Raw genomic sequence first — 23,500 nt, 5'->3', positions numbered from 1 at the left:
CTATCTCAACCAAAAGCCTAAAGCCTCTTTCTAAATCCTGGAATGAGGCTTTAGGCTTGATCGCTTTCCTGATGTCTATAGCAATCATTGTAGCATTTGAAATAATCCACGTCGCGTAAAGTTAGAGACAACAGCTTTTGTTCTCGCTGCACTTGTTGCCGTAGAGAAGTGACACGAAAAGGCATGGTATGACGCGGTTGCATCCTTGTATGTGCGATCTCTTCGAGTTACCCGCAAGGGGTCGCTCCAGACCCTGACAGTAAAACCTGGCTTAATGAATCCCGCTTTCTGATCTTGGGATACTCCACTGGGCAAAGACTGCTTCTTGTCGTTCACTGCGATCGCGACAGTAATATTCGGATCATCAGCGCCCGTCCTGCAACCCCATCAGAGAGGCAAAACTATGAACGAGGAACCTAGACACAACGCCAGTGAGGGCGCGATCGCAGACGATGGAATGTTGAATGAGTAAGACTTCAGCCAAGCCGTTTGAGGGAATCCTTATCGACATTTGAGCCAAGCCCCGATCAAAACTAACACCAGCGAAGGTAACCAGGAGATTCAAATCAAAACGGTTGAACTGTTTGCTGCCGGTGCAGCGAGTAGTTAGTGCAGGGTCTGGTGTCTCGAAAATGGCATCGTTGGGCAGGGACACACTCAGCACACCGCAATTCAAAAGCTCAAAGCAGCGATCAACTCAGGTCTAATGGTCTAATGGTCTATGTACTTCTCCAAAGAAGCTGACAACTTATGCCTCTTCCCCCCGGAAAAACTGGGTTACCTTTGATTGGCGAAACGCTGCAATTCGTCCTTGATCCTAACTTTGTGCAGAAACGCTATCAGCAGTATGGGCCAATTTTCAAAAGCCATATTATCGGTAGACCGACTGTGTTTATGGTGGGTGCTGAGGCGGTTGAATTTTTGCTGTCGAGTCACTTTGATCACTTTTCGTGGCGAGAAGGCTGGCCCGATACGTTTAAGAGTTTGCTGGGTCGATCGCTCTTTGTGCAAGAAGGCGAAGAACACCGTCGCAATCGAAAACTGATCATGCCAGCTTTTCATGGAGCAGCACTGGCGCGATACTTTTGTAGCATGGATGACATCACTCAGCGCTATCTACAAAAATGGGAGCAGCAACAAGAATTCATATGGTACGACGAATTCAAAAAGCTCACCTTTGATATCGCCAGCCAAATCTTTTTGGGAACCAATCCAGGAAAGGAAAGCGATCGCCTCAGTCAGCTTTTTACGACACTAACGAATGGCTTATTTAGCTTAAGCAATCTGCCAGGAAGTTCTCTCAGAAAGGGACTCGCCGCTCGTCAGAAATTGCTCGACCATCTAACCACTGTCATCGAACAGCGCAGATCTAACCCCACCGATGACGCGCTTAGTTTGTTGATCGGAGCGATCGACGAAGACGGAAACCGTTTGACGCTAGAAGAAATTCGCGATCAGGCAATGCTGCTGTTGTTTGCAGGTCACGAAACCACCACCTCGATGCTGACCTGGTTTTGTCTAGAGCTTGGTCGCCATCCCGAAGTTTTGCAACAAGCCAGAGACGAGCAGCCACCAGGAAATGTGACCGTTGAGCAGATCAGCAAAATGCCCTACCTGGATCAGGTTTTTAATGAAATCGAACGGCTGCATCCTCCTGTAGGCGGCGGGTTTCGAGGTGTGATCAAACCCTTTGAATTTAACGGCTATCACGTCCCGGCTGGCTGGCTGGCGCAATATTCGATTCTGTTGACTCACCGTTTGCCAGATCTGTATCCTGACCCAGAACAATTTAACCCCGATCGCTTTTACAACACCAAACAAAAGCCCTTTAGTCTAATCGGGTTTGGAGGCGGTTCGCGTATTTGTATCGGACTTGCCTTTGCCAAACTTGAAATGAAACTCGTCGCCGCTCACCTCTTGCGAAATTATCACTGGAAACTATCGCCCCATCAGAGTCTCAAAGCGGTGCTGATTCCCACTCGTCGCCCCAAAGATGGACTCAAGGTGAAATTTGAGCGATTGGGCTGAAGATCCCACACAAACTACTGGCTATGGGGAGAAGGTTCTCTGAGGCGCTGCTGGATGGTGTCACGGCGGGCTTGAGCGATCGTCTGATAAATCTTCTTACGAGCCAGATTGACGCTGCCTAGGGGTTCGTGATCGGGCAGCGTGTGCCACGGTGAAAAAGACAGCCCTTCGTCTAACCGCTTTCGCTCCTCAAAGTCAAACACCTGACTGGGAATTCTCAACGTCGCCACCTTTAAGTAGGGCGCATCTTCAGCTTTCCATTCTTGCATGGGGTCTTCGATCGGCGTTTTCTCCTCATCCACAAATCGTTGTACCAAGAAGTCAAACTGAGCATCTTGCTCACTCAGATGGGCGACCATTGCCTCGCGCAAGTAGTTTTCCGAATCGGGTATCGTGCCGCCTGTGTCTGAAGTGTGAGGTTTTACAGAGAATTTGATCGCTTGGTTACCGAGCTTATAGGGGGTTGTACTCCAATATTCAATGTGGAGCGGATTTGTAACCGTCTTGCTGCCAATCTGCTGCAAAATTGCAAACGTGGGCTGCATTGCTTTGGCCACTTCTGGATCGGTGCTGGCTCTGGCCAGGTCAATGTAACCTTGAACATTTCGCACAAAAAAAACGGGATGATTTAACAGGATAAAGTCCTGCGTTTTTTCTTCATCGTCCAGAACTTTTTCGCCTTCGACATTCATCAGTTTGATAGCCAGACCGCGGGCATCGGGTTCGCGATCGCTCTTCAGTTTGCCCCGTTTTTCAGGCTCCGATCCGTTAGAAAATCGCACCCACGCGGGATAGGTTTGAGCGTTGGCAAAAATCCCGACTTTGAGCGAGTCTGGTAGCGTTTCTGTCACTGTAAATTCTCCCCAGACGCAGCCGTGACTTTTGGAGTGAACTTGCCGCAGGTCAGGCCCTTTTTCTTGCTGTGCTTTTAGATTGGCTGCCAACACTGCGTCGGTCATGACGGATTCAGAGGTCGGATCGCTATCGCTCATCGTCTTTTTCCTCAAGTAAATGGGGTTAAACGCGCACGTTATCGATTTTTGCCAGGTTTCCTCCAAAGGCAAAGTCCTGTACCATCGGACTTTTGAGAAAATCGTGGGGAAACCCTAACTCGATCGCGCTGACTTGATTCAATCGTTGGAGCTGTTCTGATGTTAGCTGAAACTCGGTGCAGGCGAGATTTTCTTTAAGCTGATCAAGCTTGCGCGACCCGACGATCGGAATCACTCCCAACTTTTGCTGAATCAGCCAATTTAACGCTACTTGTGAAGGGGTTCGCCCGATCGCTTCGGCGATGTGAATCACTTCTTGGGCAATGCTCAAATCGCGCTCGCTCACCGGAGAAGACATATTGGGATTGCTTAAGCGTCCGTCGGCAGGTTCGGGTTTGTTGTATTTGCCTGTTAAAAGTCCGCCCGCTAAAGGACTCCAAGCCGTCACGCCAATATCAAACGCCTGCGCCATTGGCAGCAAGTCGCGTTCGGGTGTGCGTTCTTTGAGGGAATATTCGATTTGCAGTCCGATAAAGGGAGTCCAGCCGCGCAGATTCGCGATCGTGTTGGCTTGAGAAATAATCCACGCAGGCGTATCCGAAATGCCAATGTAAAAAATCTTGCCCGATCGCACCAGATCATCAAAGGCACGCATCACTTCTTCGACGGGCGTTGTGGAATCCCAGGCATGTAGCCAGAGTAGGTCAATGTGTTCGGTATTTAGGCGTTTGAGACTCGCTTCGACGGCTTGCACCATGTTCTTGCGGTGATTGCCAGCGGCGTTCATTCCAGCGTTGCCCATATTGAGCGAATACTTGGTCGCGATGACCCATTTTTCACGATCGCTGGCGATAAATTCACCGACATATTTTTCGCTCGTGCCATTCGTGTATAGGTTAGCGGTATCGATAAAATTGCCGCCCGCTTCGCCAAAGGCATCAAACATTTTTCGACTTTCTTCATACGAGCCGCCCCACCCCCAATCTTCACCAAACGTCATCGTGCCGAGACAGAGTTCAGAAACTCGTAAACCACTGTGTCCCAAAAGTTTGTATCGCATCGTGACCTCTAAAGTAATGAGTTTAGGAATGAATCAGACTACATGAGCAATAAACCACCATCAACTGGTAAAACAACGCCAGTCGTATAAGGATTTGTCATCAGATAAATAACACCTTGAGCAATGTCTTCCGCCGTCCCGACTCGACCCACTGGAAGCGACTGCTGCATAGACGTGAGCATAGAATTGTAATCGGCTTCGGGAAGGCTATCCCACACGGCAGTATCGACGACACCAGGAGCCACGACATTTACACGAATGGGAGCCAACTCAACCGCCAGCGATCGTCCCAGGGTGGCGATCGCTCCATTTACTGCGGCCAAAACCGCCATTCCCTCTTTTGCTGGCTTGAAGGCAGACACCCCCGAAAAGAAAGTGATCGAGCCACTCGATGAGAGTTTGGGAGCGGCGGATCTGGCTGCGTAGAAGTGGCCCCAAAATTTATCAAAACTGCGCTGTGCTTGCTCGGTGGTCAACTCAGTCAATCGTCCTCGACGGTCAAGTTCGTTAGCGGCCGCTGTAATCACCAGATGATCGAGGGTGCCAATCTGAGTAAATAATTGAACCACCTCAGATTCCTGAGTCATATCGACTGCAAAGCTTTCGACATTGCCGAGAACGGTCGCTTTTGCCTGATTGAGCGTTTCTGACGATCGGCTACACATGACCAGGTTTGCGCCTTCACGGGCGACCGCATGAGAGACGGACAGCCCAATTCCAGAACTCGCCCCAATGACCACCACTTTTTGATTTGCAAGAGACACAGCATTCCTCACGGAGACGTTTGGAGCCATTCTACAAAGGATCGAGCGGAAGCAGGTTTAGCCGCCGTAGGGGTTGCTCAGGCGATCGACAAAGACATTGTGACTGACGGGGTAGCGACCCGGATCTTTGCGGGGTTCTGCGGCAAATCCAACCGGGATGACGACGGCGATCGCGATGTTGGGCTGGTCGGCTGCCCCGATCACCGCTTTGACCTGATCTTCGACCCAACCGTTCATAAAGCAGGTCGCCAACCCGTAGCTTTGGGCTGCCAGAACGAGATGCGTTGCAGCGATCATGGCATCTTTGACGGCGTACTCTCGGTTCTTTTCGCCCAGGGCGGACTGAAACTGTGGGATCGCGTCTTGCAGATATTCCACCGCTTGAGGAGTCAAGTTTCCGAGTTGAACCGCCGTTTCGTAGAAAGCTGTCCGGTCTTCTTTCCAGGCATCTGAGTCAGCAGCAAACACAAAGGTGACAGGGGCTTGGGTGATTTGAGGTTGTCCCCAACAGGCGGCACTCAGGGCGGCTTTTTGAGCCTCATCTTGCACCAACACAATTCGCCAACTTTGTAGATTAAAACTACTCGGAGCGGCGATCGTCAGGTCTACCAGTTGACGCAGTAAAGCTGGAGGAATTTCGTCTGGCTTAAAGTTTTTGATGGCTCGACGCTGAACGATCGCGGCCGCCACATCAAGCGGGCCGGATTGAGAAGTGGGAAGGTTCATGAGTTGCTCCAGGGGATTGTGAGTTGAAACTGACTGATAGATGCGATCGGGTCTACACCAGTATTAATTCACAATTTTAGATAACCTGCCAAAGAAAATTAGCTGACCAACTGGGTAACTTTAGCTTGCAGCATCGCCACCTGGGGGTCACGTTGAATGGCCCGATAAAGCTGTCGCGCTCCCAGAGTGCCTGTTTGAGACGGTTGCAGGAGCGATCGGGCTTCGTCGATCAGTTGGTTGGCTTGAGCGATCGTCATCGGTTCTTTGGCGCTGGTGGCTTCGTCGATTTTGACGATCAGTTGCGAAATGGGACGCAGCCAATTAAACCATTCGTGCTCGGTTACAAGCTGAAAAAATTCGACGTTGGTTTTGATGCGCCCGTGAAACTGTTCATATACAACCCGCTCTGAGTCGAGCAGTGCTTTGTGAAGGTGCAGCATTGCCAGACGCAGTTCTCGGAGTCGTTGGAAGGGTAAATCAAGCGATGAAGGAGTTGAAGACATCAGACTGTGTTGCCCGCAAAAACTTTCTTCATCTTGTCATAAATTTTTAAGCGTCAGCTTCTCCAAATGCTCTGATTTGTCTGGAAAACCGACCAGCAGCGCAGTCTCTTGTCTGACAAACAACGGGCGTTTGAGCAACATGGCATCTTGAGCAAAAGCGGCGATCCACTGGTCATCTGTCCAGGTTTGTTTGTCGTCTGCGACCCCTTGCGGGTAACTCGAAGAGATCGCTCGATAAGATTGCCCAGAGGTATTTCTCATGGGTTTGCTGCCGAGGGTTTGTACCCAGTTTGTGATTTGTGCTCGATCGGGTGGATGATTTTTGGTGTTGATAAATTCAAATGCGATCTCATTTTCTTGCAGCCATTTAAGTGCTCTTTTGCAGGTGTTGCAAGTCGGAATTCCGTAAACTTTCAGGGTCATGAGTTCGTGTGAATGGATGATTCTCAACAAGGGTCGAAGATTGAATTAAACCGGGCGAATGAATTTGCAATTAGAACAAAATCTGCCTTCGCAGGTTAAAGCATTCTCTCAGAGTCGCTCTCAGGATGGTGAATTCAATAAATCCAGAAGTTCAATCAATTTGCGGCTATCAGAACGAAACCTACACAAGTTAAAACGCTTTTCTGGTCTGTGAGGGCAGACTTCGTTTTGGTGAGCGGTTTTATCGAACTCGCGAAGCTAATCGCCCGCTTGAGTGACTGTCAACTGCCCATCTTGAACTCTGAGCACCCGATCGGCTCGTCGCGCAATGTCAGGATTGTGGGTGGCCATTACCAACGTCTTATTGGTCGCACGAACCAGATCTAGCAGAATCTCTAAAACGCGCTGTCCGGTTTCTTCGTCGAGGTTTCCGGTGGGTTCGTCAGCCAGCACCAAAAGGGGACTGTGCGCCAAAGCACGCGCGATCGCCACCCGCTGTTGTTGTCCACCAGAAAGTTTGTCTGGAAAGGTGTCTTTGCGATCGGCGAGTTCGACCTGTTCTAAAAGCTTCATCGCCGACTGTTGAGCGACCTGCGACGATCGCCCCGCCAATTCTTGAGGCAGCATCACGTTCTCTAAGACGGTCAGCGTCGGAATGAGATTAAAGAATTGAAACACAAAGCCGATTTGGTCTCGACGTAAAAGAGTGCGCGATCGTTCGTCTAGCTCAGTCACCGAAACGCCATTCACTTTGATAATCCCTGACGATGGCTGATCGATGCCGCTAATCAGGTTGAGCAGAGTGCTTTTACCACTACCACTGTGACCCAGCAGCACCACAAATTCTCCCGGCTCAAAGGTCAAACTAACCTGATTGAGAACCGTCCTCTGCATCTCCCCTTCTTGAAAGGTTTTGCTGAGATTCTCGATTTGCACCAGAGCGCCCCCGGTGGGCGTAGAGAATTCTGATGAGTTTTCTGATGAGCTTGAAGAGGACTTTGACCCCGGTTTCACTGTCATGTTGAGCGTTCCACTGATTGAACCTTCATAAATCTTAAGCAAATTTGGTCAGTTCGATCGCGCCTTCTTTAGTCCATCTCGATTTGGAAACCGTTGATCGCGAATCTCAGCTTAGAATAGGAATTCCCCTTATCTTGATCTCGCCGTGATCCCGCAAATTGAGCCATCTGCCAGCTACAAGCCCTTAGTTGGCGCATCCGTTGCAGAACTGACCGATTGGGTGCAGCACTATCAACAACCCGCTTATCGATCGCGGCAGCTTCACCAGTGGATTTATCAAAAAGGGGCGCGATCGCTGACGGAGATTTCTGTGTTCCCCAAACAGTGGCGCGAAAATTTGGCGGACTATGCGATCGGGCGCTCCAAGATTCACTATCAGGCGAAGGCGCTTGACGGCACGATCAAATTTTTGCTGCAACTGCGCGACGGGCAAATTGTCGAAACCGTAGGCATTCCGACTGAGAAGCGGCTGACGGTCTGTGTGTCGTCGCAGGTGGGTTGTCCGATGGCGTGTGACTTTTGTGCGACGGGCAAGGGCGGCTTTACGCGCAATCTAGAACGTCACGAAATTGTTGACCAGGTGCTGACGGTGCAAGAAGTGTTTCAGCAGCGAGTCAGCAACGTCGTGTTTATGGGCATGGGCGAACCGTTGCTCAACAGCGACAATGTTTTGGGTGCGGTCAAATCGATTAACGAAGACATTGGCATCGGTCAGCGGCTGATCACCATTTCCACCGTTGGCATTCCCGGTAGAATCCAGCGACTCGCCGACCATCACCTGCAAGCGACCCTTGCTGTCAGTCTTCATGCCTCCAATCAAGCGCTACGCGAACAGTTGATTCCTAGCGCACGCCAATATCCGCTAGAAGCGCTCCTCGATGAATGCCGCGAATATGTCAAACTCACCGGGCGGCGCGTCACGTTTGAATACATTCTGTTAGCGGGATTGAATGACTGCGAAGACCATGCGATCGAGCTTGCCGATCACCTTCGAGGCTTCCAGAGTCACGTCAATCTGATTCCTTACAATCCAATCAGTGAAGTTGACTATCAAAAACCGGATCAGCGTCGCATCCAAACCTTCGTCAATGCGCTCAAAAATCGACATGTTGCGGTGAGCGTGCGGCGGCCCCGTGGATTAGAAGCAGACGCAGCCTGTGGGCAGTTGAGAGCCTCCAAGACGGGTGGTTAGAGTCATCGCTAGTCTCCCAGAATTGGCGGCTTGGAAGTCAGAAGTGCCTGGTAACGAAGCGAAACCCCTTTGTCGAACTGACGCTCAATAGGCGATCGAGTCCTCAATCAAGGAAGATTGCACTTGGCTCACCATAGAATTTTCACCCTCTGGCATAACGGCACCGCGCAGATGAGCCTGAGTTAGGTTTGCATCCTTGAGATTGGTATCACTCAAATTTGCATTCGTTAAGTTTGCCTTAGTTAAATTGGTTTCGGTTAAGTTTGTCCCGGTCAAAATGGCATTTGTGAGATTTGCTCGACTTAAATTGGTGCGAGTCAAATTTGCTTTGGTGAGGTTTGCTCCAGTCAAATTAACGCCACTCAAATTTAGATTTCTCAAATTTGCGGCCATCAAATTCAGGTCTTTAAAGTCTCGTTGTCCGGCGTGATATCGACTCAAGAATTCTTTGGTATTCATAGGAAATTGGGGATGAGGAATGCAGGATGAATTTTGATTCGCGAATCAGATTTTAGAGCCGCCCTTTTGACCATCACCTAATAACGAAACTTCCGCTTACGTTGTTTGTGCATGGCGAGGGTTTTGCGTTTTCGCTTCTCGATCGGAGTCTCAAAATGTCGATGTTTTCGCATGTCTGGAAAGATGCCTGCTTTAGAAACTTCTCGTTTGAATCGGCGTAACACGGACTCAATCCCTTCACTTTCACCAGGAGTCACTTGGGTCATCCGATTTCCTCATTAAGTTGGCTGATCCGGGTAAGAGGGCACGAATCAAAATCCGAAATCTAACCTCTCCCATCTCCATAAAAAAAGGGCAGACTCTTCGTCCACCCCCAAGACTTTAGAGTAGAGTGCTCTTGGTCTTAATCCTTAATAACGACGAGAAGAACCACCTTTGTTGCCCCAGCTTCCGCCACCTGAAGATCCTCTCTCTTCGCGGGGTTTAGCTTTGTTGACCTTGAGATCGCGACCCATCCATTCAGCGCCATCAAGGGCTTCGATCGCTGCGGTTTCTTCGGCCTCGGTGCCCATTTCTACAAATGCAAAGCCGCGCAGACGACCCGTTTCACGATCAGTGGGAAGCTGTACACGTTTGACATCGCCATACTCAGCAAAAGTCCGCGTGAGATCGTCTTGAGTGACCTCATAAGAAAGGTTACCAACGTAAATAGACATGGAGTATCTCCAGAATCAGTGAATGTAGAGAGTAGATTCGGAGAAACGCTTAAAAAACGGATTACACGGCCGAAAATAATTCCTAACCAACAATCTAACACAAGATTAGGGATCACACGGTTGATAAACTAGATGTAATAAAAGTAAACGTCTCTCATTTTGTCATTTAACGCTTGATTGAATTGCTGTGAAATACTATCGCCAACACTCCAATGCCTTTCCGGTTGCTTACTTGAATGATCTTCGTGGAGAAATTTTAGCTTGTCCTTATTTTGCACTTAACAATTTGAATCGTGATTTTGTCAATACAAAGGGATTTTCTGTGGTATTTCAACAGTCTGGAAAAGAAAAAGTTGAGCGAATGTTTCCCTTTTTCAAACTTTATTTAGACCTGGCGCTTCAGCCCGATTGCAATGCGTTTTATCTCAATCCGTTGCTTCTCAAAGAAGGGTCACGGGTCGATCCTCATATCGATCGCTCCCTACGGTCTTATTGCAAGACAATTCTGCCCCCTGCGATCGTCAGCGTTCTTTATGTGCAGGTAGTTTCAGACTTGCAGGGTGGAGAATTGATCTTACAAAATCACAAGCAACAAGTTGGGCAGATCAAACCTCAAGTCAATCAGCTTGTCCATTTTCAGGGCGACTTAACTCACTCGGTCAATGCGGTCAAATCTACCGGAACTCGGCTCAGTTTGGTTTGTGAACAGTACCGCTTGAGTGATACCGAACTGCAAGAGATCCCCGAATTTACAGTAGAGTCAAGAGCTGTGGGAAAGCGATCGCCTGCGGGTATCTCAAAGCGATCGAAGTCTGAACCATAGACATTACAGAATAAGAGGCAGAGGGACAGCACTCTCTCATCCCTCCTCGCGAAGCGGATTACCCCCACAGGGGGAACAGATCATCGAAGTTCTCCCTCACCGCCGCGCATAGATCCCAGGCGCGTAAGCTTCGATCACTTTGCCCGTCTTCGCGCAGGTGATCATCAAATAATCACAAGTAGGGCACTGAGTACGGGTCAGGTGATTACTTTCGAGGTGGTGACGCTCGGCGTGACTGCCACAATTTGGACACCGAACTGTTTGTACCGTTTGCATTTTAAACCTCAGCAATTTTCAAAAATTTGAACTTGAGAAAGACGATTTCACCCAAAAATGACCCATCTGGATTGTCAAAAACAAAAAATGTATCTAAAACTACTTAGTCGAGCGACTTTCGTGAAAGTTTATTCTGTGTTGACCTCTTTATTATGATAAGTATTTATGCCTTGTGTCAGCAATGTTTATATTAATTTTAAGATTGGCGAATCCTGGGGATCACCTATCAATAGAGTGATCCCCGAATTTATGATCTTACGATCGCTTCTCAGAATCCAGTGACTAAAAAACAGGTATTTGAAGAAATTCTCAATTTTTAACGGGAAGACTACCTACAAACACTTAATCTTAGAATCGAAAAGTCCTTAATATTACTCAGTGTATAAACTCTCTAAATAGATGCAATACACTCAGAACTGAGTAAATTTTTTGACTCATTAAGTTTAACGATCGCTCAGAGTTGGCTGCTGAGTTTCAATGACAACTTCCTGAATTCCTGGCACTTTGACCAGTTGGGTGACGACCAGTTTTGCTCGATCGTTGGCTCTTTGTAGCACTCCGTCGGTCACCGCCGCTGCCTGAATTTTTTTGAGCGCTTCCTTCTGGGCCAGGTCTTGCAGCACAGGCGCGACATCCGGCCCCAACCCCAAAACTCCCCGGTTGTAGTCGTAAACTTTGGAGCGATTTACGTCAATTTTGCTGTCTAACACACGAGGCGGCGGTAATCTTAACTTCAACCTTTGCCCCACAACCTGCACATCTTCAGGCTTTAAAGCACTCAGATCTACGCCCGCCCGCACCTCTCCGTAAGCAATGTAGAGAAGTTTTGTCGTCCCCACTACAAAGCCGCCCACTGTCGCATCTTGCTGTGTTGGCACAACTGCTTCCATTGTGAAGACCGCGGTCGTCAACTCGCTGGCATCTCGAATCTGCTGAATAACAACCGATCGCGCTTCTACCTTCGGCTCAGGCTGAGGATTGCTAAACAGCGTGCCCACTCTACTAAAGAACTGATCGCCTGATCGCAAAACGCCGATCGCGGTCATCGTCCCCACAACCAGCAGGCTACCCGTCACAATCAGCCCCAGATTTTTGAATCGCACAAATCCTTGAGTGCCCCGTTTCTGGCGATCTTTTTGCCGCATTCTCTCGTGCCTCTTACGCCAATCACAGGGCATTGTAACTGTTTAGGCTGAGATTTAGTGTCAAGTGGAGATGTAGAATTTGGTGGAGATTAAGCAATGGATGCTAGACCTTGGACGCTAGAAGACGTTAGAAACTTTGAGGCTGTTTGGTTTAATATCTAGAGTCCCAAGCCCAAATCAAAGCCTTCTAGCTATCACAATTCTTCATCGGGTCGCCACACTCGAATGCCGTCACTGCCACTACTGACGATCGTTCGCCCTCCTAGCCCAAACTCGACCGATACGCTACTGTGCCAAGAGCCTCGTAGAATACCAGAGAGTTGTTCGTTATCGAGCTGCCAGAGTTGCACGGTTCCACCCGTTCCGGTGGCCAGCGTCACGCCATCAGGACTCAATGCCAGATCAGATGCGCCCGAAGAGAACGTGTGTGTCAGGTCTCCCGATCTGACATCCCACTGCTTGATGCGACTGCTGCCCGTTAGTAACGCTTCGCCATCAGGGGTAAAGAGTAGCGCTGTCAAATCACCTGAATTGAGGGTGTGCAAAAGGTTTTGAGTTTTTAGCTGCCAGATTTGAGTTTTGCGATTTCCGATCGCGAGTTGGGTTCCATTGGGGCTGTAGGCGATTGCGGTCACGGGCTGATCTCCCAGACTATCGATCCATTGGCGAGTTTCTACATCCCAAAACTGTACGCCCATCCGACTATAGGAGCCATCTGCCCATTTAGAAAGTCGGCTGCCCGTCGCTAGTGTGCGACCATCGGGACTAAAAGTGAGACAAGTGACGCGCCCAGTGTAGAAGGTCGCCAAAAGTGCGCCCGTTTTGAGGCTCCACAACTTGACGCTGCGATCGAGGCTGGCGCTTGCCAAAATTTGACCATCGGGACTAAACGCGATCGCGCTCACCCAATCTTTGTGCCCTTTGAGCGTGGTAAACCGTTCGGTTTGCAAATCCCATAGATAGATGGTCGATTCGCTGGTGCTGGCCAAAAGCTTGCCATTGGGACTGGTGGCGATCGCCGTGGTTTTCTGACTAAAGAGTAGTTTGGGTTGTCGATAACAGAGAATTCCCGCTTCGTAGGCAGAGACACAGACGCTTTGGGGCAGACGGGCAGCAATACTTTGACCCAACAGGAAATAGGAAACCGTCAAAACTGCGATCGTTGCAACGACTCCTAAAATCAGCCACCCACGTCTTTTAAGCACGTCTGTCTGTATTTCTCAATAAAAGAACCTGAATCTGAGCGATCGCCCCTGTATCTAGAGGATGAACGCTTTCTCAAAAAACGATCGATTACCATCGATCGTTTTGCGCTTCCCAAAGTTAACCGATTTGCTGCAAAAATAAGCCTCTGTCACGGGTCAGATTATGTCACGTTGGCCGATGTTATATTTATATAAAATTATTCAAAAAACTACGTGAAGAAAGCAGGAATATTGACGGCGAGTGCTTTATTCTGCGCGACTTATTTGAGCGTTGCTCTCGTTAATCTGGGGTTAGATAAGTTTCACTACATTTTGGCGGGTGGAAAGAAATTTGCGACTTTTTCGAGCCTGGCCAACCAAATTGAGATCGGAGGCACCTATCTTGTGCTGGCAGTTCTCTATCTAATCTGGTTGTTTGACGACTCGCGATCAACGACTCCCTCTCATTTCTTCACCCTGTTGCGAAAGTCCGCCACTTTTCTTTTACTCGCTTTTATCGCTTATCCGCTGGGGAATGATGTCTATCTTTACCTCCATGCGGGGCTGATGAATCTGAGTCATGCCAACCCATTTTTGGTGAGGGCTGGGGTGTTTGTATCCGAATTGTCTCCCTTTGTGGATTGGGGACAAACCTCGACCTATGGGCCTGTTTCTCAGTTCTTTTTTACACTATCGGCCGCAGTTTTATCGCTCGATCCGACTCTCAGCGTTTACAGTTTCAAAGCGATCTGTTTGGGATTTCATATTCTCAACGGCTACTTAATTTGGCGATCGTTGCCGATGAATTCTCAAGGAAATTTGAGCCGCGATAAAGTCACGATCGCTTACTTAATCAACCCCCTATTGTTGATGGAGCAGATTGCTTCTGCACACGTAGATGTTTTGGTGTCTACGAGTCTAATTGTGTTAGCAGTCAGTCTGCTGCGACAGCACTATTGGGGAAGCTTTGTGGCATTGTGGGCGGGCTTTCTCTCCAAAACCATTCCATTAGTTTGGATGCCTCTGGTAGCTGTTTTTTTGATTCGTCAGCGTCGTTGGCAAGCCTTAATTAACGCAATAGTGTTCTCAATAGTCTTGATCGCCTTGTTATCGGTAACTGCCTTTCCTGAAATTCAAGCCTGGAGCAGTTTGCTTAATCCGGGTGTCGCTGGCCAATATCAGTCGTCGCTGCATACGATCGCTAAGTTTGGGCTAGATCTCGTGAGAATTTTTTCTCCTGAAACGCTGACGCTTGCCCAACAGCAGGTTATTCTTCTGGGAGTTGTCCGGGTGACTCTCGCAGGATTTGCGGGGTTTTATGCCTGGATACTTTGGCGAAGTTGCCGACGCTGGGAGGACACACCGCTGCATCTAACCGAGGATATTGGCTGGGTCACGCTCGTTTTGTTGTTGTTCGCTACGCCCTGGTTGATGCCTTGGTATGCTTCGATCGTGTTGACGATTGCTGCTCTGATTCCTGCTGCTCGCCTGTTTGGGTTGACGAGTCTAGCGTTTGGGCTTTCGAGTAGCGCTCAATACTTACTACAAGGGCACGCCAGTTTGAAAGGATTGGTGTCGATCGGCATTCCTATTACGGTGCTTATTTTAGGAGTCAACCTGCTCAAAAGTGCAAGCCAAAGTCGATACCCGTCTGAGCAAGGGGCGATCGTCAAAATTAGCAATCACTAAGTTTTCCTTTCAAGGAACCTCACAGAAGATCAAAGCTATTTTCTGAAGCGATCATTCTGCATCCAAATTGGTGAATAAGCTGATCGACATTTAGATCGATAGCCCGCTTCTTCATTGTAAAAGGGTTGCAGAGTTAGCTTGTGCAAGTTGAAAGTCGATTAGCTTATCGCTATCCCTTTTGAGTTGTGAAAATTGGCGTTGCTGATTGGAGGGATGAATACGTGGGAAGTGTCAATCTTTTCGCCCCCTAAATCCCCCACAGGTGAGGGACTTTGAACATTGAGTTTCCCTCCGCTTTGAGGCAATTCATCCCACGATTCAGCAATGCCTGAAAATTCTGTGACTGTCCTTTAGTGGTTAGCCCTCTGTTAATGGCCAAGAGCGAGTCACTAAAAACGGACTATTTCAAAATTCTCACAACTGAGTTATGACGGCTATATCTCATTTTCTACGAATAGCGATCGTATAAGACGGTCTTTGTTTGGCTTCACGCTGCGTTTTCACTAAGCGAAAGTCGTGATCTACATAAAGATGTTCAAACTTTGGCGTTGCCAGGTAAGTCTTTTCAAACTTTTTGACCGTGTTTTTGTCTAAGTTTTCTAACTTCAGCGTTTCAGGAAGTTCTGTTTTTTGATTGCTTAGACGAGACTGGACAACCGTGTTAAACCACTCTTCAGCTTTCTCGATTGTCAAAGGCGCTTCTCTTCGTTTGAAAGCCTGCTCGATTCCCACATTTTGGATGTACCATTCCCCTTCTCTAACCTCAAACTTTTGCAGCACCATAAAGTCGTAAGCCGCTAGAAAAGAAGAGAATCGATTGAGCAATTTGACTTGATGACCTGGCGCATAGCGAGCAATGTTGCCATAGTAGCCCCGGTTGCCAAAAATCTGATAAGAAGCGTCGTGAATGCGACCTGGCAAAGCATCATGAAAGGGAATGGTTGACCAGTAGGGAGTCCACACGCCCAACACGACGGGGATTTGTTCGGCAGCGATCGGATAAGGATTTCTTTGCCTCAATTCCTCAAAATAAGGAGACAATTCGTTTTTGTGAAACAGAACTTTCTCGTTTAAGGGGTCAGCATCTCGGTCGTGTGTGAGCGCTAAAATTTCGTTTTTTAACTCCTCAGTTGTCAAACGATTTAGTCTACTTGCATCTACCAAAATCCCAGTCATATTTTGCGCTCCACAAGTGAAAGATTGAGGGCAGAATCAATCTACACGAACTGATTCATTCCTTAATCTGAATGTAGTGTGCTCACGCTAGTTTTCGCTCTATCAAGAGTCACGTCAGGTATGCTTTAGCAGTCTACTTTAAGAGATGTTTCAATCGACAAAACCTATGCCTTTTGGGGGAAGCAATCGGATCTTAGCTTAAGTTTCAAAAGTGCTTCAATCTAGAAATCCCCGCCTTACTTGAGTAGACGAGGAGTGGGCTTGATGTGCGATCGACAAGCTTTAGGTCTAATTTCCCTGCACAGTTAGTCGATAGTTGCGTCGGTTACCGGATTCGATCGAGCCGACCCAAACTCGATAAGTGCCTGGCTGCCAATCCGTATCTTCAAGGTGGGCATCTTTACTATCAGAATCACTGCTACAGCGGATAGTGTTATTAGGGCCAGAAACGACGATTGTGGTGTCATTTCCTCCATTGTTAATACTCAACTTCAGTCGAGAAAAAGGCTGTTGTAATACCAATGTGTGATCCGGTTTGGGGTCAGCAAATCCCAGGCATGTATTATTATTACGATCGCGATTGCTGACGATCGCAGGCAGCGAAGTTGAGCCTCCTGTAGAGCCTGACAAAACTCCCGATCGAGTTTCAGAATTGAGTGTTAGAGTGCCAAAATTTGCGGGTTGTGCCCCAACAGGAACGGCTCCAAAGGTAACGAGTCCTGCCAAGATACTGCTCCACTTAAATCGATTTTTAGCCAAATTTGTCATCATCAACTATCTCACACACTAAAAGTTTTACAAATTGCTTGAATCGTCTATTGAGGTGGGCTTTTTGCCCGTACTTTTTTCTGAACTTAGCTATTTTTAGTTTACTGCTCTTAACAGTTCTATCCGTGTTTATTTCACATAGAAATAATATAAATACTACGCAAAGTAGAAAATAGCTCCGGAGAAACTACTTAGCGTTCAGAGTTAAACCAGCTTGAGCAAATGAGCATTAAAAACGAAGGGTTGCTACAACTAAAAAGACCTCTGACTGATCATCAGACAGCTTTGGTGTTTTGATGCGATCTATGATCAAAGTCATTCTTCAGCAAAACAAGAACGATGCCTTTAGTCGGTTTAGTTGTGGTTCTCTTGGCAGGATTGTCGCTTGCTCAAATTTTGGTTCTAGTTCCCTTAGAATTTGTTTTTGCGCTAAAAGTTCCCCTTTGGCTAACAGGATTGGGAATTTTGATCGGATTCGCCTGGTGCTTTGGTGAGTAAAAGAGTGCTTTGGAGGGACGATCGAGCTTGAAATCGAAAGGTCTGCCGAAAGACGGCTACCTGGATAGTTGAACTTACGACTGCTAAAAACTATCCCAGGTAGGCTTGTCTAATGCGATCGTTGCTCAACAAGTCTTCAGCGCACCCCGATAGGGTGATGCAGCCAGCTTCTAACACGTAACCTCGATCGGCGATTTGTAGCGCGAGATTAGCATTTTGTTCGACTAAGAGAATCGTCATTCCTGTGGTTCTTAGGTTTTGAATGATAGAGAAAATTTCTCGCACGATCGCTGGGGCCAATCCTAAACTCGGTTCATCTAAAAGCAACAGCTTAGGACGACTCATCAGGGCACGAGCGATCGCCAACATCTGCTGTTCTCCGCCGCTCAAGGTGCCTGCAAGCTGATTTTTGCGCTCGGCTAATCGTGGAAACTGTAAAAACTGCTGCTCAATGTCTGACTTGATGCCCAGGCGATCGGCTCGACTATAAGCCCCTAACTCCAAGTTATCCAACACCGTTTGACGAGTCAAAACCCTTCGCCCTTCTGGACTGTGAGCAATTCCTAGTTTGACGACTTGGTGAGGCTGCCGCCGCGTAATTTCTTGACGGTGATAGAGAATGCTGCCCTGACGCGGGTTGACGATGCGCGAAATGGCTCTCAGTGTGGTGCTTTTTCCGGCTCCATTTGCGCCAAGTAGCGTGACTACTTCTCCAGGGTAGATGGTCAGATCGATCGCTTGCAGTGCTTGAATTGCGCCATACCAAACGCTCAGGTTTTGAATCTCTAAAAGCGGCAGATTTTCCATCCGTTCATCCTCCCAGATAAGCCTCGATCACTGCCGGATCGTGCTTGACCTCCGCCGGATCGCCCAGCGCAATGAGTTGCCCAAAATCGAGAACCGCAATGCGATCGCACAGCCCCATCACCAGCGGCACATGATGCTCGATCAGCAAGATTGTCAAATCAAACTGATCCCGAATCGTGCGAATAAAGTCACTCAACTGTTGCTTTTCGGGCGGATTCATTCCCGCAGCAGGTTCGTCGAGCAGCAAGACGGAGGGTTCTAGCGCCAAAGCACGGGCGATTTCTAGCCGACGCTGATCGCCATAGGGAAAATTGCAGGCTTTTTCTTGGGCACGATCGCTCAGTCCGACTAGATTCAACAATTCGCTGGCTCGCGATCGCGTTTGCTGTTCTTCTCGCGGCCCAGGTGACAGCCCCAATACTCCTCGAAAAAGTCCGCTTTTGGTGTGAATATGTCGAGCAATCATGACATTTTCTAGAGCCGACAGGTCTGAGAACAAGCGAATATTTTGAAAGGTTCTGGCCACTCCTTTTTGGGCGATCTGATGGGGTCGCAGGCGAGAAATATCGGTTCCTCGATAAAGCATTTGTCCACTAGATGGCTCAACCAGCCCCGTCACCAGATTAAACAACGTCGTTTTGCCCGCGCCATTGGGGCCAATGAGTCCAAAAATTTCGCCTGTGTTAACGCTGAAAGAAACTTGATTAACCGCGACTAATCCCCCAAAGCGACGAGTCAAGGCTTTTGCTTGTAAAACTGGATGGGGCGATCGGGCAGCAATAGAGTGAGACATTGGTGAATTCTAACCTTAAAAGGATTGTCTCAAAGATCGACAACCTGCGATCGACGAATCTTTCTAGCATTCGCACAAATACAGCAGGTTTTAAGTCTGTGCAATTAAGCAGGCGGCCCCTCGGTTCGGAAGATAGCAGCTCAATTTGAGGTCACTAAAGCTTTTATGCAGAAGATGCTCAAACAACAAGTCGAAGGACATCTCAACCCAAGGAAGCAAGGGAGAGGGATGAAGCGTGAGTTAGCAGGCTGTGAGGCTCAGTTAGCCTTGATCGTAGAGCAACACCCGGATGCGACCCTATCAGAATACTGCGAATATTGGGGGCAGACCCAGCAACAATATAAACCTGAAATCTGCTGTAATTCTTGATCAATTAACTGTACACAAGTAGTAAAGCCACATATCTGTATTAGAAGACAACTCAGTTTCACAAGTAATTTCTAGACAACTTTGCCAGGAATAAATTTGCACATTGCTAAAGTCTATTTCTAGTTGAGTGATCTGTGCTTGAGGTCTAATGTAGTAAGTATTGAGGCGAAAGTTGTGAGATTCATCTTTGATGATTGCATGAGGAGCAGTCTTGAGTTGATCAAGCTCGATCGACCGATTAAAAAAGCGTAGTAGAGCCAACATCACCAGATTGACATAGGTAGCCAAAGGATTGAATTTAATTCGATTTCTCCAATTAAATTCTGGTTCAATTCCATTGAGATTGTGGCTTGAGAAGAAGAAATAGGCTCCTGGCTTACCGACTCTGCTAACTTCTCGGAAAATTGTCAAGCGATCGCTCTGTGGAACATAATCAATTCCATTAAAGCTAAACAAAATAAAGTCAAAAGAGTTGTCTGCAAATTGACTCATATTTCTAGCATCGCAAACCTCAAATTTCAAAGACTGAGGAGAAGCTGAAAAGCGCTTTTGGCAAGCTTTAACCATCTCTGTGGAGTAGTCGATGCCAACATAGTCTCTTACAAGTTGAGAGAAGTGTTGAGTGGTACGTCCCCCGCCTACTCCGATGTCTAGCATCTTCATCGTTGACAGTTGATCTTTCAGCAAATCTAGAATCATTTGTTCGGCAGGCTGGAGCAAATTCAACTGAGTGTAATATTGCACGATGCTACGATCGCCATAGATTTCTCGATTACTTTCACCAACCTGATGAGCCTTATTTAATCGATCGCCGTCATCTTTCTGCATATCATTTTTCAAAGGCAAAGACCCAATAGAGGCTTAAAATGCTGTTGTCCGAAGTCTAATGTTTAATGTCTAATGTTCAATGTCTAACAGTTAATTCCCACGCTCTGCTACTTCGTCTCCATCCAGTTTTGTCCCGCACGAATTTCTACCAATAGCGGCACACTTAATTGCACAGCGTCTTCCATTGTGGATTTGATCTGAGGCTCCAAGCTTCTCCAGTCGTCGGGGTGGATTTCAAACACAAGTTCGTCATGCACTTGCAGCAATAGATTTGCTTGATAGTCTTTGAGTAACTCGTGCAGGCGGATCATAGCAATCTTGATAATGTCAGCACTGGAGCCTTGAATAGGAGCGTTGGCGGCGGCTCGCAACAGTCCCGCATCAAACTGATCGCGTAGTTTAAGTTTATTTAACTCGATCGCATCGGGCTTTCGACCGCGCAGTTTTTGTAATGACTCGCTGGCAAACCTGAAGTAGCGTCGTCGTCCCAAAATCGTCTCGACATAGCCATTGGCGATCGCTTCTCGCTGCATCTGTTGTAGGTAGGCAAACACACGGGAGTAGCGATCGTTAAACCGTTCGATAAATTCTTTGGCAACAGAGGGAGACACGCCTGCCTCTCGTGCAAACCGCTGAGAACCCATGCCGTAAATCACCCCGAAGTTAATGATTTTTGCTAGACGGCGTTCTTCAGAACTGATCTCTTCTTTGTCAAGCAATAGTCGAGCCGTCAGCGTATGAACGTCTTGATTGTTGCGGTAAGTTTCTAGTAAGACAGGCTCTTGACTCAGGTGAGCAAGAATTCTCAACTCGATTTGTGAATAGTCTGCCGCCACCATCAGCCAGCCGTCTTGCGGAATAAATGCCTTGCGAATCTGACGACTAAACGCCGTGCGAATGGGAATATTTTGCAGGTTGGGATTAGAGGAAGACAGTCGCCCGGTTGAAGTCGCCGTTTGGTTAAAGTCTGTGTGAACTCGATGTGTATCGGGTCGAACCAGCGTCGGCAAAGCGTCTACATAAGTCGATTTCAGCTTTGAGAGCGTACGATGTTCTAAAATCAAATCGACGACGGGATGATCGCCCTGTAGCTTCTCAAGCGTTGCCGCATCGGTGGAATAGCCCGTTTTAATTTTGCGTGATTTTTTGCGATCGAGTCCCAGGCGATCGAACAGCAATTCACTCAGTTGTTTGGGCGATCCGAGGCTAAATTTCTCCTCCGCAAACTCATAAGCACGTTGCTCAAGGCTGTGTAAATCCTGCTCCAGATTTTTCGAGAATTCTTTGAGATACGCCTGATCAATTCGCACACCGCACGCTTCCGTTTCTGCCAACACAGGTTCTAACGGTTGCTCAACTTCCAATAACAAGCGATGCAGTTGAGGAAGGGCCTGTAGCTCCGATCGCAGTTTTGGCACGAGATGAAACGTCGTATACACATCCAATCCGCAATAGATGGCGACTTTGGAAACCGGAATATCCGCGATCGTTTGTCCCTTAGACACCAGATCTTCGTAGTCTTGAGATTGGGTACTGAGATAGCGCTGACTCAAATCGCTCAGTTTGTGGCTACTTTCGGGATTGATCACATAGCTGGCCAACATCGTGTCAAAGACGACCCCTTCTAGATGAATAGACTGAAAGCGCAAAACAAGGCGATCGAACTTGGCATTTTGCAACACTTTGGGATATTGACTCCCTTCCAAAATCGGACGCAGCGCTTCGAGGGTCGTGGTTTTATTGAGATTGCCGCCCGACGTGTGCCCCAGAGGAATGTAAGCAACCGAGTCAAACTGATCTGCCCAACAGCAGCCAATTCCCACCAAATCAGCATCTCGCGGCTCTAGAGAATTTGTCTCAGTGTCCCAGGCGACCGGAATTTCTGGATTGGTACAGGTTTGCAGAATTTCGATCAGGTCAGCCAGTTTTTCGGGCGTGTCAATGATCTGAGGTGAAATCGTGACCGCTTCGATCTTTTCGGCATTTTCGGTATCTTCGGCGCTAAAAAACCACAGATCGTCACTCTCAAATCGAGGAACATTAGCAGACGGCTGATCTGGCTCGGCAACAGGCTTGTCTTCCACAAATTCGCCGCTCAACTGTTGTTGCCATTTTTTAACCCGATTGAGAAAGGATTTGAACTCTAATTTCTCGAAAAGAGGTAACACAACCGCTTCATCAAACCCGTGTAGCTGACAGGATTTGAGATCAATCTCCAACGGCACATCGAGATGAATTTGCGCCATCCATTGCGAGTGTCGAGCGTCTTCAATTCCGGTTTCCAGTTTTTTCTTGACGGCTCCTTTGATCTCCTCGATCGACGCATACACATTTTCCAGCGTTCCGTAGGTCGTCAAAAGCTGCACGGCCGTCTTTTCGCCAATCCCTTTTACGCCGGGAATATTGTCCGACGGGTCGCCACACAGCGCCTTAAAGTCCACCACCTGAGACGGCAAAACGCCCAACTTGTCTTTAACCTGCGCGATGCCAAACTCTCGTGGCGGCTGAGTTCCCTTGCCGTAGACCGTACTCATGTAGAGCACTTTCACCTGTTCTTCGGGATCGATGAGTTGAAACAGATCGCGATCGCCACTCAAAATTTTGACTTGAAAGCCTTCCTGCTTGGCCTTGCGAGTCAGCGTCCCAATCACATCATCAGCCTCATATCCCGGCGTGACGACGATCGGCAGATTCATCGCCTTGAGCAATTCCTGAAGGTTTTCCAGGTCAGGCATAAAGTCTTCGGGCGCTTCGGGTCGGCCGGCTTTGTAGGTATCATCGGCATCGTGGCGAAAGGTCGCTCCCCCCAGATCGAAGGCGATCGCTAGATAATCGGGGCGTTCGAGGTCGATCGTTTCGAGCAGCGCTTTGAGAAACCCATAGGAGACGCTAGTCGGAATCCCAGTCGAAGTCCGAAGTCCGCCATCTCGACCTTTGGCAAACGCGAAATAAGAGCGAAAGGCCAGGGAGTGACCATCAACAAGAACAATTTTGGGAGAAGTGGCAGTCAAGGGAAAGGCTCGGCAGGGGACAGATTCTATTTTAGCGAAGAGCGTCCGGGGGAATCGGGGGATTGAAGAAGACGTTAGACGGTGAACAGAGAGCGTTGAAGGTCAAATATTACACATTGAACCTTAGACCTTAAACTAAAATTTGCTCTGTCCAAAGTCCAAGATCCGGCGTTGCTGATTGAAGGGATGAATCTGTGGGAAGTGTCCATCTTTTCGCTCCCTAAATCCCCAATTTTGGGGGACTTTGAAC

At 48.1% G+C, this 23,500-nt stretch carries 27 protein-coding genes; 7 read left to right on the top strand and 20 right to left on the bottom strand.

The genetic code is table 11. The annotated features are described in order from the left end of the window. Positions 1–50: 50 nt before the first annotated feature. The gene (locus tag ACKFKF_RS17690) at positions 51–203 is read right to left on the bottom strand and encodes a diguanylate cyclase domain-containing protein (RefSeq protein WP_446860973.1); all 153 of its coding nucleotides are present in this window, start codon (positions 201–203) and stop codon (positions 51–53) included. On the opposite strand from ACKFKF_RS17690, the gene ACKFKF_RS17685 reads away from it, so the two are divergent. Both ACKFKF_RS17685 and ACKFKF_RS17680 read left to right on the top strand, forming a co-directional pair. Further along, entirely contained in the window at positions 202–420 is a 219-nt protein-coding gene (locus ACKFKF_RS17685; protein ID WP_446860974.1) for a BrnT family toxin, read from the top strand. The two genes, ACKFKF_RS17690 and ACKFKF_RS17685, sit on opposite strands and share 2 nt — an antisense overlap. A 330-nt stretch (positions 421–750) precedes the next feature. Beyond that, the gene (locus tag ACKFKF_RS17680; RefSeq protein ID WP_446868885.1) at positions 751–2,028 is read left to right on the top strand and encodes a cytochrome P450; all 1,278 of its coding nucleotides are present in this window, start codon (positions 751–753) and stop codon (positions 2,026–2,028) included. Between the two features lie 14 nt (positions 2,029–2,042). On the opposite strand, the gene ACKFKF_RS17675 is transcribed toward ACKFKF_RS17680, so the two are convergent. The 7 genes from ACKFKF_RS17675 to ACKFKF_RS17645 all read right to left on the bottom strand — a co-directional run bounded on the left by ACKFKF_RS17675 (position 2,043) and on the right by ACKFKF_RS17645 (position 7,516). Next, positions 2,043–3,020 (bottom strand): catalase family protein, encoded by a 978-nt coding sequence (locus tag ACKFKF_RS17675; protein WP_446868884.1) that lies wholly within the window; start codon positions 3,018–3,020, stop codon positions 2,043–2,045. 25 nt (positions 3,021–3,045) lie between these two features. Then, positions 3,046–4,080 (bottom strand): aldo/keto reductase, encoded by a 1,035-nt coding sequence (locus ACKFKF_RS17670; protein ID WP_446868883.1) that lies wholly within the window; start codon positions 4,078–4,080, stop codon positions 3,046–3,048. A 38-nt stretch (positions 4,081–4,118) separates the two neighbouring features. Continuing rightward, positions 4,119–4,844 carry an SDR family oxidoreductase gene (locus ACKFKF_RS17665; RefSeq protein ID WP_446868881.1) on the bottom strand — a complete coding sequence of 242 codons (726 nt, stop codon included), beginning with the start codon at positions 4,842–4,844 and terminating at the stop codon, positions 4,119–4,121. Positions 4,845–4,901: 57 nt separating this feature from the next. After that, positions 4,902–5,570 carry a nitroreductase family protein gene (locus ACKFKF_RS17660; protein WP_446868880.1) on the bottom strand — a complete coding sequence of 223 codons (669 nt, stop codon included), beginning with the start codon at positions 5,568–5,570 and terminating at the stop codon, positions 4,902–4,904. Between the two features lie 98 nt (positions 5,571–5,668). Next, positions 5,669–6,073 carry a hypothetical protein gene (locus tag ACKFKF_RS17655; RefSeq protein ID WP_446860966.1) on the bottom strand — a complete coding sequence of 135 codons (405 nt, stop codon included), beginning with the start codon at positions 6,071–6,073 and terminating at the stop codon, positions 5,669–5,671. Positions 6,074–6,109: 36 nt separating this feature from the next. Next, positions 6,110–6,496, bottom strand: a complete 387-nt coding sequence (locus ACKFKF_RS17650; protein WP_446860965.1) for a Spx/MgsR family RNA polymerase-binding regulatory protein — start codon at positions 6,494–6,496, stop codon at positions 6,110–6,112. A gap of 258 nt (positions 6,497–6,754) precedes the next feature. Continuing rightward, positions 6,755–7,516 (bottom strand): ABC transporter ATP-binding protein, encoded by a 762-nt coding sequence (locus ACKFKF_RS17645; protein ID WP_446868879.1) that lies wholly within the window; start codon positions 7,514–7,516, stop codon positions 6,755–6,757. 145 nt (positions 7,517–7,661) lie between these two features. Here ACKFKF_RS17645 and rlmN point away from each other — a divergent pair, with 145 nt between their 5' ends. After that, positions 7,662–8,708 (top strand): 23S rRNA (adenine(2503)-C(2))-methyltransferase RlmN, encoded by a 1,047-nt coding sequence (gene rlmN / locus ACKFKF_RS17640; protein WP_446868878.1) that lies wholly within the window; start codon positions 7,662–7,664, stop codon positions 8,706–8,708. A gap of 84 nt (positions 8,709–8,792) precedes the next feature. Here the strand turns inward: rlmN and ACKFKF_RS17635 are convergent, their stop codons facing one another. The 3 genes from ACKFKF_RS17635 to ACKFKF_RS17625 form a co-directional block, all read right to left on the bottom strand. Continuing rightward, the gene (locus ACKFKF_RS17635; protein WP_446860962.1) at positions 8,793–9,167 is read right to left on the bottom strand and encodes a pentapeptide repeat-containing protein; all 375 of its coding nucleotides are present in this window, start codon (positions 9,165–9,167) and stop codon (positions 8,793–8,795) included. 77 nt (positions 9,168–9,244) lie between these two features. Further along, entirely contained in the window at positions 9,245–9,433 is a 189-nt protein-coding gene (rpsU, locus tag ACKFKF_RS17630) for a 30S ribosomal protein S21 (protein ID WP_446860961.1), read from the bottom strand. Positions 9,434–9,577: 144 nt separating this feature from the next. Then, positions 9,578–9,883, bottom strand: coding sequence for an RNA recognition motif domain-containing protein (locus ACKFKF_RS17625; protein ID WP_446860960.1), 306 nt, complete (start codon positions 9,881–9,883; stop codon positions 9,578–9,580). A 187-nt stretch (positions 9,884–10,070) separates the two neighbouring features. Here ACKFKF_RS17625 and ACKFKF_RS17620 point away from each other — a divergent pair, with 187 nt between their 5' ends. After that, the gene (locus ACKFKF_RS17620; protein WP_446868877.1) at positions 10,071–10,706 is read left to right on the top strand and encodes a 2OG-Fe(II) oxygenase; all 636 of its coding nucleotides are present in this window, start codon (positions 10,071–10,073) and stop codon (positions 10,704–10,706) included. Positions 10,707–10,802: 96 nt separating this feature from the next. On the opposite strand, the gene ACKFKF_RS17615 is transcribed toward ACKFKF_RS17620, so the two are convergent. From ACKFKF_RS17615 to ACKFKF_RS17605, 3 genes are all read right to left on the bottom strand, one after another. Continuing rightward, complete coding sequence (locus tag ACKFKF_RS17615) at positions 10,803–10,982, bottom strand: replication restart DNA helicase PriA (protein ID WP_446860958.1); 180 nt, start codon at positions 10,980–10,982, stop codon at positions 10,803–10,805. A gap of 443 nt (positions 10,983–11,425) precedes the next feature. Further along, a complete protein-coding gene (locus tag ACKFKF_RS17610) occupies positions 11,426–12,127 on the bottom strand; it encodes a DUF4230 domain-containing protein (protein WP_446868876.1) in 702 nt (233 codons plus the stop codon). Between the two features lie 194 nt (positions 12,128–12,321). After that, positions 12,322–13,332 (bottom strand): WD40 repeat domain-containing protein, encoded by a 1,011-nt coding sequence (locus tag ACKFKF_RS17605; protein WP_446868875.1) that lies wholly within the window; start codon positions 13,330–13,332, stop codon positions 12,322–12,324. A gap of 213 nt (positions 13,333–13,545) precedes the next feature. Here ACKFKF_RS17605 and ACKFKF_RS17600 point away from each other — a divergent pair, with 213 nt between their 5' ends. Continuing rightward, complete coding sequence (locus ACKFKF_RS17600) at positions 13,546–15,000, top strand: hypothetical protein (protein WP_446868874.1); 1,455 nt, start codon at positions 13,546–13,548, stop codon at positions 14,998–15,000. Positions 15,001–15,441: 441 nt separating this feature from the next. Here the strand turns inward: ACKFKF_RS17600 and ACKFKF_RS17595 are convergent, their stop codons facing one another. Both ACKFKF_RS17595 and ACKFKF_RS17590 read right to left on the bottom strand, forming a co-directional pair. Then, positions 15,442–16,176 carry a hypothetical protein gene (locus tag ACKFKF_RS17595; protein WP_446868873.1) on the bottom strand — a complete coding sequence of 245 codons (735 nt, stop codon included), beginning with the start codon at positions 16,174–16,176 and terminating at the stop codon, positions 15,442–15,444. A 288-nt stretch (positions 16,177–16,464) separates the two neighbouring features. Next, complete coding sequence (locus tag ACKFKF_RS17590) at positions 16,465–16,902, bottom strand: hypothetical protein (RefSeq protein WP_446868872.1); 438 nt, start codon at positions 16,900–16,902, stop codon at positions 16,465–16,467. A gap of 381 nt (positions 16,903–17,283) precedes the next feature. Here ACKFKF_RS17590 and ACKFKF_RS17585 point away from each other — a divergent pair, with 381 nt between their 5' ends. Further along, the gene (locus ACKFKF_RS17585) at positions 17,284–17,442 is read left to right on the top strand and encodes a hypothetical protein (RefSeq protein WP_446860952.1); all 159 of its coding nucleotides are present in this window, start codon (positions 17,284–17,286) and stop codon (positions 17,440–17,442) included. 90 nt (positions 17,443–17,532) lie between these two features. Here the strand turns inward: ACKFKF_RS17585 and ACKFKF_RS17580 are convergent, their stop codons facing one another. Further along, positions 17,533–18,249 carry an ABC transporter ATP-binding protein gene (locus ACKFKF_RS17580; protein WP_446868871.1) on the bottom strand — a complete coding sequence of 239 codons (717 nt, stop codon included), beginning with the start codon at positions 18,247–18,249 and terminating at the stop codon, positions 17,533–17,535. 4 nt (positions 18,250–18,253) lie between these two features. Then, complete coding sequence (locus ACKFKF_RS17575) at positions 18,254–19,042, bottom strand: ABC transporter ATP-binding protein (protein ID WP_446868870.1); 789 nt, start codon at positions 19,040–19,042, stop codon at positions 18,254–18,256. A gap of 228 nt (positions 19,043–19,270) precedes the next feature. On the opposite strand from ACKFKF_RS17575, the gene ACKFKF_RS17570 reads away from it, so the two are divergent. After that, the gene (locus ACKFKF_RS17570; RefSeq protein WP_446868869.1) at positions 19,271–19,411 is read left to right on the top strand and encodes a hypothetical protein; all 141 of its coding nucleotides are present in this window, start codon (positions 19,271–19,273) and stop codon (positions 19,409–19,411) included. On the opposite strand, the gene ACKFKF_RS17565 is transcribed toward ACKFKF_RS17570, so the two are convergent. Next, entirely contained in the window at positions 19,412–20,239 is an 828-nt protein-coding gene (locus tag ACKFKF_RS17565; RefSeq protein WP_446868868.1) for a class I SAM-dependent methyltransferase, read from the bottom strand. A 107-nt stretch (positions 20,240–20,346) separates the two neighbouring features. Next, the gene (polA, locus tag ACKFKF_RS17560) at positions 20,347–23,250 is read right to left on the bottom strand and encodes a DNA polymerase I (protein WP_446868867.1); all 2,904 of its coding nucleotides are present in this window, start codon (positions 23,248–23,250) and stop codon (positions 20,347–20,349) included. Positions 23,251–23,500 lie beyond the last annotated feature (250 nt).

The sequence above is a fragment of the Phormidesmis sp. 146-12 genome (assembly GCF_052939495.1).
The sequence above is the reverse complement of the archived record's forward strand: the minus strand, read 5'-3'. Positions and strand labels throughout refer to the sequence as shown.